General features: G+C 65.9%; 15 protein-coding genes. 7 read left to right on the top strand and 8 right to left on the bottom strand.

The window, feature by feature from the left end; translation table 11 throughout:
* Positions 1–146: 146 nt before the first annotated feature.
* A complete protein-coding gene (locus tag AC13GF_RS09205; protein WP_483004427.1) occupies positions 147–2,018 on the top strand; it encodes an ABC transporter ATP-binding protein in 1,872 nt (623 codons plus the stop codon).
* An 80-nt stretch (positions 2,019–2,098) separates the two neighbouring features.
* Positions 2,099–2,878 (top strand): ferredoxin--NADP reductase, encoded by a 780-nt coding sequence (locus AC13GF_RS09210; RefSeq protein WP_049434844.1) that lies wholly within the window; start codon positions 2,099–2,101, stop codon positions 2,876–2,878.
* An 81-nt stretch (positions 2,879–2,959) separates the two neighbouring features.
* Here AC13GF_RS09210 and AC13GF_RS09215 read toward each other — a convergent pair whose 3' ends face one another.
* Positions 2,960–3,439, bottom strand: coding sequence for a glutathione peroxidase (locus tag AC13GF_RS09215; RefSeq protein ID WP_483004428.1), 480 nt, complete (start codon positions 3,437–3,439; stop codon positions 2,960–2,962).
* 175 nt (positions 3,440–3,614) lie between these two features.
* Here AC13GF_RS09215 and AC13GF_RS09220 point away from each other — a divergent pair, with 175 nt between their 5' ends.
* Positions 3,615–5,783, top strand: a complete 2,169-nt coding sequence (locus AC13GF_RS09220) for a M3 family metallopeptidase (RefSeq protein ID WP_483004429.1) — start codon at positions 3,615–3,617, stop codon at positions 5,781–5,783.
* A gap of 173 nt (positions 5,784–5,956) precedes the next feature.
* On the opposite strand, the gene cfa is transcribed toward AC13GF_RS09220, so the two are convergent.
* Genes cfa through AC13GF_RS09235 form a run of 3 tightly spaced genes read right to left on the bottom strand, consistent with a single transcriptional unit; the run spans position 5,957 to position 8,313 of the window.
* Positions 5,957–7,072 (bottom strand): cyclopropane fatty acyl phospholipid synthase, encoded by a 1,116-nt coding sequence (cfa, locus tag AC13GF_RS09225; RefSeq protein ID WP_483004430.1) that lies wholly within the window; start codon positions 7,070–7,072, stop codon positions 5,957–5,959.
* 19 nt (positions 7,073–7,091) lie between these two features.
* Positions 7,092–7,973, bottom strand: a complete 882-nt coding sequence (locus AC13GF_RS09230) for a DUF3298 and DUF4163 domain-containing protein (protein ID WP_483004431.1) — start codon at positions 7,971–7,973, stop codon at positions 7,092–7,094.
* A 37-nt stretch (positions 7,974–8,010) separates the two neighbouring features.
* Positions 8,011–8,313, bottom strand: a complete 303-nt coding sequence (locus AC13GF_RS09235) for a GNAT family N-acetyltransferase (RefSeq protein WP_006455911.1) — start codon at positions 8,311–8,313, stop codon at positions 8,011–8,013.
* Between the two features lie 209 nt (positions 8,314–8,522).
* Between AC13GF_RS09235 and AC13GF_RS09240 the strand changes: the two genes are divergently transcribed.
* On the top strand, positions 8,523–8,684 hold the full coding sequence (locus AC13GF_RS09240; protein WP_165929939.1) for a hypothetical protein: 162 nt from the start codon (positions 8,523–8,525) through the stop codon (positions 8,682–8,684).
* A 43-nt stretch (positions 8,685–8,727) separates the two neighbouring features.
* Here AC13GF_RS09240 and AC13GF_RS09245 read toward each other — a convergent pair whose 3' ends face one another.
* Positions 8,728–9,354, bottom strand: coding sequence for a rhomboid family intramembrane serine protease (locus AC13GF_RS09245; protein WP_010486760.1), 627 nt, complete (start codon positions 9,352–9,354; stop codon positions 8,728–8,730).
* A 7-nt stretch (positions 9,355–9,361) separates the two neighbouring features.
* A complete protein-coding gene (locus AC13GF_RS09250; RefSeq protein ID WP_483004432.1) occupies positions 9,362–10,927 on the bottom strand; it encodes a POT-type proton-dependent oligopeptide transporter in 1,566 nt (521 codons plus the stop codon).
* Positions 10,928–11,090: 163 nt separating this feature from the next.
* On the opposite strand from AC13GF_RS09250, the gene AC13GF_RS09255 reads away from it, so the two are divergent.
* Positions 11,091–11,939 (top strand): endonuclease/exonuclease/phosphatase family protein, encoded by an 849-nt coding sequence (locus tag AC13GF_RS09255; RefSeq protein ID WP_483004433.1) that lies wholly within the window; start codon positions 11,091–11,093, stop codon positions 11,937–11,939.
* A 118-nt stretch (positions 11,940–12,057) separates the two neighbouring features.
* Here the strand turns inward: AC13GF_RS09255 and AC13GF_RS09260 are convergent, their stop codons facing one another.
* Positions 12,058–12,669, bottom strand: a complete 612-nt coding sequence (locus AC13GF_RS09260; protein WP_005410310.1) for a superoxide dismutase — start codon at positions 12,667–12,669, stop codon at positions 12,058–12,060.
* 220 nt (positions 12,670–12,889) lie between these two features.
* Here AC13GF_RS09260 and AC13GF_RS09265 point away from each other — a divergent pair, with 220 nt between their 5' ends.
* Together AC13GF_RS09265 and AC13GF_RS09270 are read left to right on the top strand one after the other, a co-directional pair.
* Positions 12,890–13,342 carry a guanyl-specific ribonuclease gene (locus tag AC13GF_RS09265; RefSeq protein WP_483004434.1) on the top strand — a complete coding sequence of 151 codons (453 nt, stop codon included), beginning with the start codon at positions 12,890–12,892 and terminating at the stop codon, positions 13,340–13,342.
* Positions 13,342–13,755 (top strand): barstar family protein, encoded by a 414-nt coding sequence (locus AC13GF_RS09270; protein ID WP_032129660.1) that lies wholly within the window; start codon positions 13,342–13,344, stop codon positions 13,753–13,755. The genes AC13GF_RS09265 and AC13GF_RS09270 overlap by 1 nt, the downstream gene beginning before the upstream one ends.
* A gap of 143 nt (positions 13,756–13,898) precedes the next feature.
* Here the strand turns inward: AC13GF_RS09270 and AC13GF_RS09275 are convergent, their stop codons facing one another.
* Positions 13,899–15,665 (bottom strand): hypothetical protein, encoded by a 1,767-nt coding sequence (locus AC13GF_RS09275; RefSeq protein WP_483004435.1) that lies wholly within the window; start codon positions 15,663–15,665, stop codon positions 13,899–13,901.
* Between the last annotated feature and the right edge of the window lie 6 nt (positions 15,666–15,671).

A 15,671-nucleotide genomic window follows, 5' to 3' on the forward strand; every position in this document is an offset into this window, starting at 1 on the left:
TCGACCTTGGTCGACACGGCGGATCCACGCCATGCGTGGATGCGGGAGGGCCGGATCCCGTCGCTTTGCAAAGGGATCTGACCCCGATGCCGGCCACACGGCTGCACTGACCCCATCTGCACGTATCAGGCGCGCACAATACGCGCATGCCTGCTACCCCCACCGCTGGCGCTGCCGCCGCGAAGAAACCCAGCCTGCGCCAGCGCTTCAGGGCGATGCGCAACCTGCCGCCGTTCCTGCGCATGGTCTGGAAGACCAGTCCCGCGCTCACCCTGGCCAGCCTGGGGCTGCGCCTGATCCGTGCGCTGCTGCCGGTGGCGATGCTGTACGTCGGCAAGCTGATCATCGACAGCGCCCTGCACCTGAGCCAGCACGACGCCGGCTTCCCGCCGCTGGGCGAAGCGCTGTCCAGCGGCGTGCTGAATCCACTACTGGGCCTGCTGGCGCTGGAATTCGGCCTGGCCATCGCCTCGGACCTGCTCGGCCGGCTGGTCAGCTACGCCGATGCCCTGCTCTCGGAACTGTTCGCCAACGTCACCAGCATCCGGCTGATGGAGCACGCGGCGACGCTGGATCTGGAGGACTTCGAGGACCCGGACCTGCAGGACAAGCTGGACCGTGCGCGGCGCCAGACCATGGGCCGGATGAACCTGATGAGCCAGCTGTTCGGCCAGGTGCAGGACGCGATCACCGTGGCCAGCCTCGCCGTCGGCCTGCTGGTCTACGCGCCGTGGCTGATCCTGCTGCTGGCGCTGGCACTGGTGCCGGCCTTCATCGGCGAATCGCACTTCAACGCGGCCGGCTACAGCCTCAACTTCCAATGGACGCCCGAGCGCCGCCAGCTCGACTACCTGCGCCAGCTCGGTGCCAGCGTGGAAACGGCCAAGGAAGTGAAGATCTACAACCTGCACCGCTTCCTGGTGGAGCGCTACCGGCGCCTGTCGGTGGCGCTGTTCCAGGCCAACCGGGCGCTTGCACGGCGCCGCGCGTTCTGGGGCACGCTGCTGGCTGCACTGGGAACGCTGGGGTATTACACCGCCTACGCCTACATTGCCTGGCGCACGGTGCGCGGCGACTTTTCAATCGGCGACCTGACCTTCCTCGCCGGCAGCTTCCTGCGCCTGCGCCAGCTGTTGGAGGGCCTGCTGATCGGCTTCTCGCAGGTGGCCAGCCAGGCGCTGTACCTGGATGACCTGTTCTCGTTCTTCCAGATCCAGCCGGAAATCCACTCGCGCGAAGGTGCGGTGCGCGTGCCGCAGCCGATCCGCCAGGGCTTCGTGTTCGAGAACGTCGGCTTCCGCTATCCCGATGCAGAGCAATGGGCGGTGCGCCACCTTGATTTCCAGCTGCAGGCCGGCGAAGTACTGGCCCTGGTCGGTGAGAACGGCGCCGGCAAGACCACCCTGGTGAAACTGCTGGCGCGGCTGTACGAACCGGACGAAGGCCGCATCCTGCTCGATGGCCGCGACCTGCGCGACTACGATCTGGACGACCTGCGCGCCAACCTCGGGGTGATCTTCCAGGACTTCGTGCGCTACAACCTCAGCGCCGGCGAGAACATCGGCGTCGGCCAGGTCGAGGCGATGGATGACCAGGCACGCATCGCCGACGCCGCGCGGCGCGGCATGGCCGAGGAAGTGATCGACGACCTGCCCGGCGGCTACGACCAGCTGATCGGCCGCCGCTTCAAGCAGGGCGTGGACCTGTCCGGCGGCCAATGGCAGAAGATCGCCATCGCCCGCGCATGGATGCGCAATGCGCAGGTGATGATCCTGGATGAGCCAACAGCAGCGCTGGATGCGCGCAGTGAGTTCGAGGTGTTCCAGCGGTTCAGGGAACTGGCGGATAATCGCACCGCAGTATTGATTTCCCACCGTTTTTCCTCGGTACGCATGGCCGATCGCATCCTGGTGCTGGCCGATGGCCGGATCGAGGCCAGTGGCACCCATGAGCAACTGATGGCCGAAGGCGGCCGTTATGCCGAGCTGTTCGAGCTGCAGGCGGCCGGCTACCGCTGAGAACGCCTCTCGTTCCGCCTAATGAGAACCTGTCTCATTTGAGATAGAATTACCCCCGACGACTTTCGATAGATACGCCCATGTCCTCCGCTTTTGGCGCCGAAACGGTGCTTGAGGTCCGCCACTGGACCGATGCCTACTTCAGCTTCACCCTCACCCGCGACAGCGGTTTCCGCTTCGAGAACGGCCAGTTCGTGATGATCGGCCTGGAAACCGAGGCGCGGCCGCTGCTGCGTGCGTATTCCATCGCCAGCGCCAACTGGGAAGAGCATCTGGAGTTCTTCAGCATCAAGGTCCAGGACGGCCCGCTGACCTCGCGCCTGCAGCACATCAAGCCGGGCGACAAGGTGCTGGTCGGCAAGAAGCCCACCGGCACCCTGCTGATCAGCGACCTGCACCCGGGCAAGAACCTGTACCTGCTGGGCACCGGCACCGGCATGGCACCGTGGCTGTCGGTGATCAAGGACCCGGAAACCTACGAGCGCTTCGAGAAGGTGATCCTGTGCCACGGCGTGCGCTACGAAAAGGACCTGGCCTACCGCGATTACTTCGAGAAGGAACTGCGCGAGCATGAGTTCCTGGGCGAGATGATCGGCGACAAGCTGCTGTACTACCCGGCGGTCACCCGTGAGCCGTTCGCCAACCAGGGCCGCCTGACCCAGCTGATGGAAAGCGGCGAGATGCAGCGCACCCTCGGCCTGCCGGAGCTGAGCCCGGAAAACGACCGCGCGATGATCTGCGGCAGCCCGCAGATGCTGGCCGACCTGCGCACCGTGCTCGATGCCCGTGGCTTCCAGGTTTCGCCGCGCATCGGCCAGCCGGGCCACTACGTGTTCGAGCGCGCGTTCGTCGAGAAATGATCCAAAAAGGGGACGGAGGGGATTAAGTCGTTTGTGCCACAAACGACTTAATCCCCTCCGTCCCCTTTTTTGGGCACCACCTCACAGCAGCGCTTCGATCTCGTCGCGCAGCTGCTCCGGCCTGGTGGTGGGCGCATGCCGCGACACCACCCGCCCCTGGCGATCGACCAGGAACTTGCTGAAATTCCACTTGATGCGGGCGCTACCCAGCAGGCCGCGCTTCTCGCGTGACAGCCATGCCCACAACGGATCAGCCCCCTCGCCGTTGACCTCGATCTTCTCCGACAGCGGGAAGCTGACCGGATAATCCAGCGAACAGAACTGGCGGATCTGTGCGGCATCCCCGGGTTCCTGCGCACCGAACTGGTTGCACGGGAAGCCGATCACCACCAGGCCACGCTCGCGGTAGTCCTGCCACAGCTGTTCCAGCCCGGTGTACTGCGGGGTGAAGCCGCACTTGCTGGCCACGTTGACCAGCACCAGCGCCTTGCCGCGGTACTGCTCCAAGGCCTGCGGCTGGCCGTCCAGGTCGTTGAAGCTGAAATCGTAGGCGGTGGTCATGGAGGTGGCCCGGGGAGATGACACCGGCATGGTACCGGGGTAGCCACGTACCCGGCAGCCACCCATGGGGTGGCTCTACCGCCGTCGGCATTGCCAGCATGCCTTTTGACACAAGTGCGGGCGCGGCCAGCCGGGTTACCCTCGGGCCCTTGTTTGCCTTACCGGAGTTCCTACCTTGACCACTCGCCTTGCCCTTGCCGTGGCCATGTCCCTCGGCCTTGCCCTGCCCGCCTTCTCGGCCGGCGCCGCCACCCCGGCTGCCAGCACCAATGCCCAGCAGGCCAATCCGTTCTTCGCCGAAAGCCCGCTGCCGCTGCACTTCCCGCAGTTCGACAAGATCAAGGACAGTGACTTCGCCCCGGCCTTCGACGCCGGTATGGCGCAGCAGCTGAAGGAAGTGGAGGCCATCGCCAACACCAAGGCCAAGCCGACCTTCGACAACACCATCATCGCCCTGGAAAAGAGCGGTGACATCCTGGACCGTGCGACCACCGTGTTCTTCAGCCTGGTCGGCGCCGATACCAACGACACTCGCAAGAAGCTGCAGGCCGACTACTCGGCGAAGTTCGCCGCGCACAGCGATGCGATCGCGCTGAACGGCAAGCTGTTCGCGCGCATCCAGGCACTGTATGACAGCCGCACCACCCTGGGCCTGGACGCAGAAGGCGTGCGCCTGGTCGAGAAGTACTACGACAACTACGTGCGCGCCGGCGCCAAGCTGTCCGAGGCTGACAAGGCCACGCTGAAGGAGATGAACGCCGAGCTGGCCAACCTGGGCACCAAGTTCAGCCAGAACGTGCAGTCGGAAGTGAACGCCTCGGCGATCACCGTCGACGACGTCAAGGAGCTGGACGGCCTGTCCAAGGAACAGATCGCTGCCGCCGCCGAAGCCGCCAAGGCTCGTGGGCAGGAAGGCAAGTATGTGATCACCCTGCTCAACACCACCGGCCAGCCGCCGCTGACCAACCTGGCCAACCGCGCCCTGCGCCAGAAGATCTACGAAGCTTCGACCACCCGCGGCAGCCGCGGCGGTGAGTTCGACAACACCGCGCTGGTCTCGCGCATCATGCAGCTGCGTGCCGACAAGGCCAAGCTGATGGGCTTCCCGAACTTCGCCGCCTACAACCTGACCAACCAGACCGCCAAGACGCCAGAAGCGGTCAATGCGATGCTGGGCAAGCTGGCCCCGGCCGCCGTGGCCAACGCCAAGCGCGAAGCCGCCGACCTGCAGGCGATGATCGACAAGGAACAGAAGGCCGCACGCAAGCCGACCTTCCAGCTGGAACCGTGGGACTGGGCCTTCTACAGCGAGAAGGTGCGCCAGGCCAAGTACAACTTCGACGAGTCGCAGCTGAAGCCATACTTCGAAATGAAGAACGTGCTGGAGAACGGCGTGTTCTACGCCGCGGGCCAGGAATTCGGCCTGACCTTCAAGCAGCGCACCGACCTGCCGGTCTACCACGATGACGTCACCGTCTACGACGTGTTCGACGCCGACGGCAGCCAGCTGGCGATCTTCATCTTCGACCCGTATGCACGCGCCTCCAAGCGCGGTGGTGCGTGGATGAACTCCTACGTCTCGCAGTCCAAGCTGACCGGCTTCAAGCCGGTGGTCGCCAACCACCTGAACATCCCGAAGCCGCCGGCCGGCCAGCCGACCCTGCTGACCTGGGATGAGGTGAACACCACCTTCCACGAGTTCGGCCACGCCCTGCACGGCATGTTCTCCAACGTGAAGTACCCGTACTTCTCGGGCACCTCGGTGCCGCGTGACTTCGTCGAGTTCCCCTCGCAGGTCAACGAGATGTGGTCGGACAACCCGGTCATCCTGAAGAACTACGCCAAGCACTACCAGAACGGCTCGGCGATGCCGCAGGCGCTGCTGGACAAGGTGCTGGCGGCGGCCAAGTTCAACCAGGGCTTCGCCACCACCGAGTACCTGGGTGCGGCCATGCTTGATCAGCGCTGGCACCAGATCGGCGCCGACCAGGTGCCGGCTGCCAAGGACGTGATGGCCTTCGAGCGCGCGGCGCTGGAGAAGGACGGCATCTACTACGCGCCGGTTCCGCCGCGCTACAAGACCCCGTACTTCAGCCACATCATGGGCGGCTATTCGGCCGGCTACTACGCCTACATCTGGTCGGAAGTGCTCGACGCCAACACCCAGAAGTGGTTCAAGGACAACGGCGGCCTGAGCCGCAAGAACGGCGACCACTTCCGCGCCACCCTGCTGTCCAAGGGCGGCAGCGTGGATGCCATGCAGCTGTTCCGCGATTTCGCCGGCCATGAGCCGCAGATCGAACCGCTGCTGGAAAAGCGTGGCCTGACCGGCGCCGGCAACTGATCGCCCGCGCGGTAGCCTGAAACGAAAACTGCCCGGGAGACCGGGCGGTTTTTTGTTGGGTCATCCACGCATGGCGTGGATCTACTACTGGGAACCATCCACGCATCGCGTGGATCCACCATACGATTGCGTGATCGCAGTAGATCCACGCCATGCGTGGATGATCCTCCAGATCAACGCGGCGCCACGTACCCACCCGGCACGCCTTCCGGCGACAGCACCAGCTGCCACAACTGCGCATGCCGGCAACGGAAGGTCGCCATCGACCCGGCCAGGTAGAAACGCCACATGCGCCGGAAATGCTCGTCGTAACCCGCGTCCAGCCGTGGCCACGCCGCTTCCACGTTGCGCCGCCAGGCCTGCAGGGTCAGGTCGTAGTCGGTGCCGAAGTTGTGCCAGTCCTCCAGCACGAAACGGCCTTCGAACGCCTTGCTGATCTGCACCGCCGACGGCAGCATCGAGTTGGGGAAGATGTAGCGCGCGATCCACGGATCGGTGCGATGCCGCGAGATGTTGGTGCCGATGCTATGCAACAGCAGCAGGCCACGCGGCGACAGGCAGCGCCTGGCCACCTCGAAGAAACTGGCGTAGTTCTTGTCACCGACGTGCTCGAACATGCCGATCGAGAAGATCGTATCGAACGGTTCGTGCAGTTCGCGGTAGTCCTGCAGGCGGATCTCGATCGGCAGGCCGGCGCACAGTTCGCGTGCGAACTCGGCCTGTTCCTGCGAGATGGTCACGCCGACGCCGCTGACGCCGTAACGCTCGGCAGCGAACTTCAGGGCTTCGCCCCAGCCACAGCCGATGTCCAGTACGCGCTGTCCCGGGCGCAGGCCCAGCTTGCGGCAGACCAGGTCCAGCTTGGCTTCCTGCGCGGCGTCGAGATCATCGGCATTGCGCCAATAGCCGCAGCTGTAGACCAGGCGCCGGCCCAGCATGGCTTGGTAGAGATCATTGCCGAGGTCGTAGTGGCGGCGGCCCACCTCGTAGCTGCCCTGCCCCACCTGCAGGTTGAACAGGCGCGCCTTCAGTGCATCGGCCACTTCGCGCCAACCGTGCACCCGCTCGTCCAGGTGCGCCTGCATCAGGTGGACGAGGAATTCATCCAGGACGTTGGCATCCCACCAACCGTCCATGTAGCTTTCGCCGAGGCCAAGCGAGCCGTGCGCCATGACCCGCGCGAAGAAGCGCGGTTCATGCACCTGGATGTCCTGTGGCTGGGTGCCGCCGATGCGGACCCCGGCTTCGTGGAGCAGGCCGGCGACCCGCTCCTGCAACCCTGTATCCACGCCACCTCCTCGACTGCGGTCAACCGCGTGCGAACAGCTCCACGTAGTCCTTGGCCACGTGCGGCAACAGCACCGCCGCCGGGACATCGGCGGTCTGGGTGCCGTCCGAGTATGGACCCACCTGATACGGCGGGAAAACAAAGCGCAGCGCGGTGATCTGCCCCTTGTCGTCGGTCAGCGGCTGGAACTGGCTGAAATTGTCGGCCTGCGGGCCGGTACCGTCGGCGATCATGCGCGATGCGTTGCGCAGCGATTCCTGCAGCTGGGCCGGATCCATGTCCTCGCCGCTGAGGCGAGTGGCCACGCGTTCGCGCAGCTGGTCGGCTACAAAATCACTGATCGCCTTCCAGCCCTTGGCATCGGCCACCAGCTTGTCGGCACTGAGCATCTGCTGCTGCGCCGGCAGCCACACGAAGCGCGCGACCAGCGGTTCACCGTGGGCGCCACCTGTGTAGCGGCTGCCATCGGCACTGACCACCACCAGCTGCGGCGTTTCCAGCAGCTTCTCGAAGCTCAGCGACAGTTCGTAGGGCATGGTCGGCTTGTCATTGCCCAGCCCGTCCAGCGCCTGCTGCAGGTCGCCGCGTGCACTGGTGGCGTAGCTCTGCAGCGCGCGTGCCAGGCCCGGGTAACGGTCGATGCCGGCCGGGTAGCTGATGCCCACCACTTCGCGCTCGTTGTTTTCGATCACATCGCGCAGGTCCAGCGGCGCTTCCGTGGCCGGCGTTTCGCCTGCAGCAGTGGCCTCGGCGGCGGGTGCCGCGTCGGTCGCCGGTGCCGGCTCGCTTTCACGCTGGCAACCGGCCAGCAACAGCACGCCCACCACGCCGGCCAGCACGCTGCCGTGCAATGGCCGGTTGTTTCCAATCTTCATCGGGATCCCCTGTTCATGTTTGTACATCATCGCCTGCCATGGCTGAAGCGTGGCCCGCTGGTATTCAGCCAACGAGCAGGTCGTGGTACTCCTCATGCCGCTGCAGGAAGGCCTCGGCGTAGGAACACGCCGGCACCACCTTGTACTTCTGCTCACGGGCAAAACGCAGCGCCACACGGGTCAGTTCACCGGCGATGCCTCGGCCGGCGATCGGCTCGGGCACCTCGGTATGCGTGATGACCATGCGCCTGCGTTTGATCTGGTAATCCAGCACCGCCAGCTGTCCGCGCACACGGGCGGTGAAGCGATGGTTGGCCAGGTCGTGTTCGACCTCGTAGGCCAGACCGGGGGGCGTGACCGAAGCCATGGAACTGTCTCCTGCGGCGACTGCGTGGATGGTGCGCAGCCGGGCGCCATGATCGCGTGAAGCCTGAACAGGGGCAAGTCCGATCCATTCACGTCAGATTGCGGCCCTCAAGCTGGAGCGCTGGCGGCCGCTATCGCCTGTGGAGGGGTACAGCCAGGCTGGCACGACCCTTGCGACCGTTGATCATGCGCACCACCGCGGAGGCTCCGATGCACCCCAGCGATTCCCATTCAGATACCGACCGCGCCCTGCTGGAGGGCCTGCTGCAACTGGCGGTGGAAGGGCAGACCCAGGACCAGGATTTCCAGCGCATCGGCGAAGAAGTGTTCGCCCGCCTGCTGGATACCTACGGTCAGCAGCCCACGCTCTGAAACAGCGGGGGCGGATCGCTGCCGATCCGCCCCGCTCCCGTCATCAACCGCCGCCGAGGCGGAAGGTCGGGTTGGAGAGTTCGCGCAGGAAGTGAGTGAAGATGCTCGGCTGCATGGCCAGCATGAAGATCACGCCGAACGCCGCGCCCGCCAGGTGCGCGCTGTGGTTGATGCGGTCACCGCCGCGCTTGTCCATCCAGATGCTGTAGCCCACGTAGAACGCGGCATAGACAATCGCCGGCGCCGGGATGAAGAACACCAGGATGATCGACCACGGCTTGATCAGGATGAAGGCGAACAGCACCGCCGACACCGCCCCGGACGCACCCAGGCTGAGGTAGTTCGGGTTCTTCTGGTTCTTCAGGTAGCTGGGCAGGATCGAGACCAGCAGCGCACCGATGTAGAACGCCGGGTAGGTCAGGTAGCTGCCGGTCAGCTGCACCATCACGCTCTCGATGAATCCCCCGAAGAAGAACAGGGTGATCATGTTGAAGATCAGGTGCGACCAGTCGGCGTGGATGAAGCCATAGGTCACCAGCCGGTCGTACTGGCGGTGACGGTCGATGGCCGGCGGCCACAGGATCAGGCGATCGGCCAGCTTGCGGTTGTTGAACGCCATCCACGACAGGATGGCGGTGATGGCGATCAACAGCAGATTGACGGGGGTCATGTCAGGCTCAGGCGCTACGGTAGTTGTCGACCATACGATAGCGTTTCGCATACCAACCGAAGGCCAACGCCGCGACGAAGGCGAAACCGGCGAAGAAGAACATCAGGAATGCCGCTTCGCTCAGGCCCGTACTGGCGATCTTGTGGGTCACCGCATCGTTGCGCACGGCAGCGTTGGACAGCAGCACCCACAGGTTGCCGATGGTGGTGGTCAGGTTCCAGAAGCTCATCACCACGCCCTTCATCGCCTGCGGCGCCTGGCTGTAGGCGAACTCCAGGCCGGTGGCCGAGACCAGTACCTCACCGAAGGTCAGCAGCGCGTACGGCAGCATCTGCCAGAAGATCGACATGGCGTTGCCACCGTCCATCACCACCTGGATGCCGCCCACCACGATCCAGGCCAGGCCGCTGAAGGCGATGCCGGCGGTCATGCGGCGCAGCGCGGTCGGCTCGAAGCCGAAGCGGCGCAGGGCCGGGTACAGCACCAGGTTGTTGAACGGAATCAGGATCATCACCAGCAGCGGGTTCAATGCCTGCATCTGCGAGGCGGTGAACCAGCTCGGCATCTGCATCTGCTGGCCCTGCAGGACCCAGGTCGAGGCCTTCTGGTCGAACAGCGAGAAGAACGGCGTGGTCAGCGCGAAGATCACCAGCACGCGCAGCACCGAGCGCACACCCTCCACGGCTTCGGCCGGATGCTGGCCACGGGCGCGATCAAGCTGCAGCCAGGTGCCACCGCCGATGCCCGCCAGGATCGACACCAGCGCCAGGCACAGGCAGATGACGATGCCCAGCGAGCCGACCAGGCCGAACGAGGCCGCTGCCAGCACCAGGCCGAGCACGGCGATCACCAGGCCCGGACGGCCCTGGCCGGCCACGCGCGTGGTCAGTGCGGTACGCACCACGTTGGCGAACGAATGCGGATCCTTCGGCGGCAGCGGCACCAGCACGTAGCGCTTGCGGCCCAGCCAGAACACGAAAGTGGCGATGAACATCAGGATGCCCGGGATGCCGAACGCCCACTGCGGGCCCCAGTTCTTCAGCACCAGCGGGATCAGCAGCGAGGCGAACAGCGAGCCGAAGTTGATGATCCAGTAGAAGGCGTCGAAGACGATCTTGGCCAGGTGCTTGTTGCTCTGGTCGAACTGGTCGCCCATGAACGAGGCCACCAGCGGCTTGATGCCACCGGCACCCAGCGCGATCAGGCCCAGGCCGAGGAAGAAGCCCTCGCGGCTGTTCTCGAACAGCGCCAGGCACAGATGGCCGGCGCAGTAGACCAGGCTGAACCAGAGAATGGTGTGGTACTTGCCGAAGAACTTGTCGGCCAGCCAGCCACCGAGCAGCGGGAAGAAATACACGCCGATCATGAAGCTGTGCATGATGTCCTTGGCTTCACCGGCACGGCCTTCCGCAGTAATTTCCTGCAGCAGCAGCGAGGTGATCAGGAACTGCACCAGGATGTTGCGCATCCCGTAGAAACTGAACCGCTCGCAGGCCTCATTGCCGATGATGTACGGGATCTGGCGCGGCATCTTTCCCTGGCCGGCGATGGGGGCAACTGCGTCGTGGCTCATCCTGTAAGGCAATCCTGCAAAGCGAAAGGCGCAAGATTACCGGAAGCAGGGCTTGCGAAGCACGCTGCAGGGCTGCATGACAACGGTGCCAATCCATGGCAGGCAGCGACACTCCGTGCCGGAAGTCACGGCACCTGCACGACAAAAGCGTAAACTTATCGTTATGCGCCCCCTCGCCCCCGCCCGCCTCCTGCTCAGTTGCCTGGTGCTGCTGATGGCGCTGCAGGCACAGGCACGGCCGCAGGCACCGACCACGACGGCCAGCGAAAGCGAGCCCCGCCAGCTGACCGTGGCCGCGCTGGAGCTGCCCAGCCGCGATGATGCGCAGTGGAAGTTGCGCCGCGAGCAGGTCGCACAGTTGCTGACCGATCTGCAGCCAGACGTGATCTCGGTGCAGCAGGTGCTGCAGCAGCAGGGCCGCAACCCGGCCTGCTGGCTGGCCAGCCGGCTGCGCTACAGCTGCGACTTCGTTACCGCCGATCCGCCCAGCCAGCCGTTGCGGCATGGCAACGCGATGCTGACCCGGTTGCCGGTCAGCGAGGATGGCGTGACCCTGCTGCACCCACCCGGCACCTTCAGCGCCGCCGGCATGATGCGGCTGAAGCTGGGCGAGGCACTGGTCAACATCTATGTGGCACGGCTGCGCCCGGACCCGGACGAGGCCACCGCCCGCCAGCATCAGACCAGCGACCTGATGACCTGGATCGGCGCCACCGCCGAGGGCATGCCCAGCCTGATCGCCGGCGATTTCTCGGCAACCACCGTCGAGCTCGTGCGCAGCACCCCGGGGTTCCAGCCGGCCCGGCGCAATCCCGGCGGTCGCGTCGAGGCGCCTGCGGCCAGTGGCGGCGGCAGCAGCGGCCATGGCCTGGATGTGCTGTTCCAGGTCAAGCACTTCGGCGGCATCCGCCAGCAGCCGATCCTGCTGCCGGCCGACGGCGACCTGCCCGGCCTGCGCCTGGGCGTGATGGCCACCCTGCGCCTGCAGGGCGATACGGCCACCGCCGAATAGGTAGTGCCGGCCGCTGGCCGGCATTCCAGGGCTGCCGGCCAGCGGCCGGCACTACCAATGCGGAAAACAAAAAGGCCGGGGTCTCCCCCGGCCTTTTCAGTTCATCCCATTACCGCGATCAGGCGATCGCTTCCTGGTAACGGCGTTCGACTTCGTTCCAGTCGATGACGTTGAAGAACGCGCCGATGTATTCCGGACGACGGTTCTGGTACTTCAGGTAGTACGCGTGTTCCCACACGTCCAGGCCGAGGATGGGGGTGTTGCCTTCCATCAGCGGGCTGTCCTGGTTGCCGGTGCTCTCGACCACGACCTTCTTGTCCGGGGTCACGCTCAGCCATGCCCAGCCGCTGCCGAAACGGGTCAGCGCAGCCTTGGTGAAGGCATCCTTGAACTTGTCGAAGCCACCCAGGTCCTTGTCGATGGCCTTGGCCACGTCGCCCACCGGGTTGCCGCCAGCATTCGGAGCCATCACGGTCCAGAACAACGAGTGGTTGGCATGGCCGCCACCGTTGTTGCGCACCGGACCCTGCAGGTTCTCCGGCAGCGACTTGAGCTTCTTCACCAGTTCTTCGACCGGCAGGTCAGCGTACTCGGTGCCTTCCAGCGCCGCGTTGACGTTGTTGATGTAGGTCTGGTGATGCTTGGTGTGATGGATTTCCATCGTCGCCGCATCGATATGCGGTTCCAGCGCGTCGTAGGCGTAGGACAGCTTGGGCAGGGTATAGGCCATGATGCATCTCCTGATTGCGAGGGCACCCGACGGTGTCGGGCGTTGCGCGGTGAATGATGGGGACAGACCGCCAGATTACCAAGGGGGATGTAAAGGAAATTGCGTCCTGCCAGTGAGCACGACGGCAATTGTTACGCAGCAGTGACGCGATGCCATCCTCATGCACCGTGCAGCGCACAGGCGCTACAGTGCCTGCACCGCCCTCGCCCGCTCCTTGCCCATGCGCAACCCCCGGCTGCTGATTACCGCCATCGCCCTGCTGCTGCTCGGCCTGGTCGTCAACCATTTCATGCAGCGCCCGCCGGCGCCGCAGTTCGCGCCGGACCTGCAGGGTGCGCCTGCCGCGCGCGCACCGGCCACGGCCACGCCCGGCAAGGACAACGGTCTGCCCGCGTTCCTGCCCGCCGAAGCCCGGCAGACCATCGCGCTGATCCAGCGCGGCGGGCCGTTCCCGCACCGCCAAGATGGCAGCACCTTCGGCAACCGCGAACAGCAGCTGCCGCAGCGTCCGCGCGGCTACTACCGCGAATACACCGTGGACACCCCCGGCGCACGCACCCGTGGCACGCGCCGCATCGTCACCGGCGGCGATCCGCCGGAGGCGTGGTACTACACCGACGATCACTACGAATCGTTCCGCAGCTTCACCGTACCGGCCCAGGGAGCGCAGTGATGAGCCACGATGATTTCGGCCTCGGCCTGCATGACATCAACAATGCCGGCGTCTACGCCATCGACAGCGACGACATCGGCGCACTGGCCGCAGCGATGCGCGATGCCGGACTGAAGGTGATCCGCATCGATCTGGAAGGCGTGGCCGACAAGCGCACCCTGCTCGCGCGGCTGGCTGCACAACTGGATTTCCCTGCCGGCTTCGGCGGCAACTGGGATGCACTGTCGGACAACCTGCGCGACCTGCAGTGGCTGCCGGCCAACGGTTACGCGCTGTTCCTGGCCGACGTGGATACGTTGCGCGCCTCCACGCAGAAGGATTTCGACACGTTGCTGGACGTGATGGACGAAGCCAGCCGCGACTGGGTTGGCCGCGACGTGCCGTTCTGGGTGTTCCTGTCGCAGAGCGCGTGAGGTCGCTGCCCTGGTGGATGCCGCCCCTGGTCGGCATGCGCTGATGCCTTGGTAGAGGCCGACCTTGGTCGGCGCTTCTGTGCCAATCAAGGTTGGCACCTACCCAAGCGCGAGCCGGTCAGCGTGTGGCGCGCGCGCCTTGCCTAGCGGCTGCCGTTATCTTCCTGCAGGTCTTTCTTGAACGGAATGTCCGGCGGCGGCCGCGCCACCGCCGGCTGGTCCTGCATGTTCGGATTGGTCAGGCCGCAGCCACCACCGGCCTGCAGGATCGAGATCACGCAGGAGATCTTCGTACTGGTACCCGGCAACGGAATCTCCATTGCCTTGACCCCCTTGCGCACCCACTCGGCCAGCAGCGATTCCTGCGGGACCCAGTACTTGTCGAACGAAGTGGGCGTGTAGTCGTACGGCGGTCGCTTCAGCCAGGTGCCCGATTGCGCGATGCGTTCCTTGCTCCAGCCATCGTTGGCACCACCGGGTGCACCGCGCTCGGCACCACCCTCGCCTTCCTGGCCCGGCACGCGGACACTGCCATCGGCATTGAACAGACCACTGCCCTTGCCGGTGGTGCTGGCCTGGCGGGCGCCGTTGTCGGCGCCGTCATGGTTGCGGCTCGATGCACCCCAGTCGTCGCCCTTGGTGGGCGTGGCCCAGTTGCCCGGATTGGGGGCCGGGCGCGCTCCGGCCTGGGCCGGGGTCGTGCTGGATGCAGCAGGCCGCGCAGTGCTGCTGCTCGCCTGCGCCGCACTGCCATTGGCTGCCGGCGCGGGCGTTGCCGTGGATGAATTCCCACTGGAAGACGAAGGGGCTGCCGCCGCTGCCGAGGCCACTTCGCGCTCGCGCACCTGTACGTCACGCCCCACTGGCGCACGCACCGCCGGTTCACGACCGGCGACGGTTGCCATCCGCACCTGCGGATCGACCACCGCCTGCACTTCACGCTCGCGCACCTGCACGTCGCGCTGCGGCACGCGCACCTGCACATCGGCCGTGCGCAGCGGCTGCGACACCGCCGGTACATCGACCGTACTGACTTCGCGCTCCTGCACCGGGATGTCACGCAGCTGCGGTGTCCGCACCGTAATCTCCGGCGCACGCGGTGCGGTTGGGGTTGGCGGCGCCTGCACCGCCTGCACGCTGCGCTCGCGCACCGCGGGTGTGGTGTCACGCGGCACGATGCTGACCTCGGTGCGCGGCACGCTGACCGGCGGCACCACGAAATCCGTGCTGGCCTGCGCCACTTCGGTGGCCTGCACCGGCGACGGTGGCGGGGCCGCAAGCGGAGCCGGCTTGGCTTCGGCCGGCGGCGACGGCACGGCGGCTGTCGGTGCTGGGGCCGGTGCGGGCGCAGGCGACGGTGCGGCCGCAGGACGCGGCTCAGGTGCCGTCGCTGCCCCCGCTTCCTGGCCGGCGGCAACCTGCCCGGCCGGTGCAGCGGCAGCCGCTTCGGCACCGGGCTGATCACCCCCGCCTTCCTGGCTGGCGCGACCGACGAATTCCACCTGCACACGCTCGCCTTCGGCGCCCTCTGCTTCCGGTGCCGTGGTGCGGATCACCGCAACCCACAGCAGCAGCATGAAGAACAGCAGGTGCAGCAGCGCGCTGGCCAACGCCGAGGTCCAGCGCATCCAGCGCTGATCGCGCGGCGCAGCGTCCCAGTCCTGCCACAACAACCGGCGCAGCGCCTGCAATGGTGACAGACGGGGCAACTGGCCCGGCGGTCCAGGCAGCGGGCGTGGCAGCAATACCGCAATCACTTCGCGGGCGTGGAACGGCCGCGGCAGCGGGCCCAGCGAGCGCAGCCACAGCGCCCAGCCATAGGGCAGGCGCGTGGACTTCTCGAGGACGGCGCGTGGCTGCTGGCGGGCCAGCAGCAGATCAATGAGTTGCTCGGCCCGGGTCAGAGGCACGCGTCA

It is taken from the genome of Stenotrophomonas sp. 22LJNL06-5-1 (assembly GCF_056861455.1).

Excerpts from the sequence above, each read along its gene's own strand:
- AC13GF_RS09205 (WP_483004427.1), top strand. The coding sequence starts at position 147 with ATGCCTGCTACCCCCACCGCTGGCGCTGCCGCCGCGAAGAAACCCAGC.
- AC13GF_RS09210 (WP_049434844.1), top strand. The coding sequence starts at position 2,099 with ATGTCCTCCGCTTTTGGCGCCGAAACGGTGCTTGAGGTCCGCCACTGG.
- AC13GF_RS09215 (WP_483004428.1), bottom strand. The coding sequence starts at position 3,439 with ATGACCACCGCCTACGATTTCAGCTTCAACGACCTGGACGGCCAGCCG.
- AC13GF_RS09230 (WP_483004431.1), bottom strand. The coding sequence starts at position 7,973 with ATGTACAAACATGAACAGGGGATCCCGATGAAGATTGGAAACAACCGG.
- AC13GF_RS09235 (WP_006455911.1), bottom strand. The coding sequence starts at position 8,313 with ATGGCTTCGGTCACGCCCCCCGGTCTGGCCTACGAGGTCGAACACGAC.
- AC13GF_RS09240 (WP_165929939.1), top strand. The coding sequence starts at position 8,523 with ATGCACCCCAGCGATTCCCATTCAGATACCGACCGCGCCCTGCTGGAG.
- AC13GF_RS09245 (WP_010486760.1), bottom strand. The coding sequence starts at position 9,354 with ATGACCCCCGTCAATCTGCTGTTGATCGCCATCACCGCCATCCTGTCG.
- AC13GF_RS09250 (WP_483004432.1), bottom strand. The coding sequence starts at position 10,927 with ATGAGCCACGACGCAGTTGCCCCCATCGCCGGCCAGGGAAAGATGCCG.
- AC13GF_RS09255 (WP_483004433.1), top strand. The coding sequence starts at position 11,091 with ATGCGCCCCCTCGCCCCCGCCCGCCTCCTGCTCAGTTGCCTGGTGCTG.
- AC13GF_RS09260 (WP_005410310.1), bottom strand. The coding sequence starts at position 12,669 with ATGGCCTATACCCTGCCCAAGCTGTCCTACGCCTACGACGCGCTGGAA.
- AC13GF_RS09265 (WP_483004434.1), top strand. The coding sequence starts at position 12,890 with ATGCGCAACCCCCGGCTGCTGATTACCGCCATCGCCCTGCTGCTGCTC.
- AC13GF_RS09270 (WP_032129660.1), top strand. The coding sequence starts at position 13,342 with ATGAGCCACGATGATTTCGGCCTCGGCCTGCATGACATCAACAATGCC.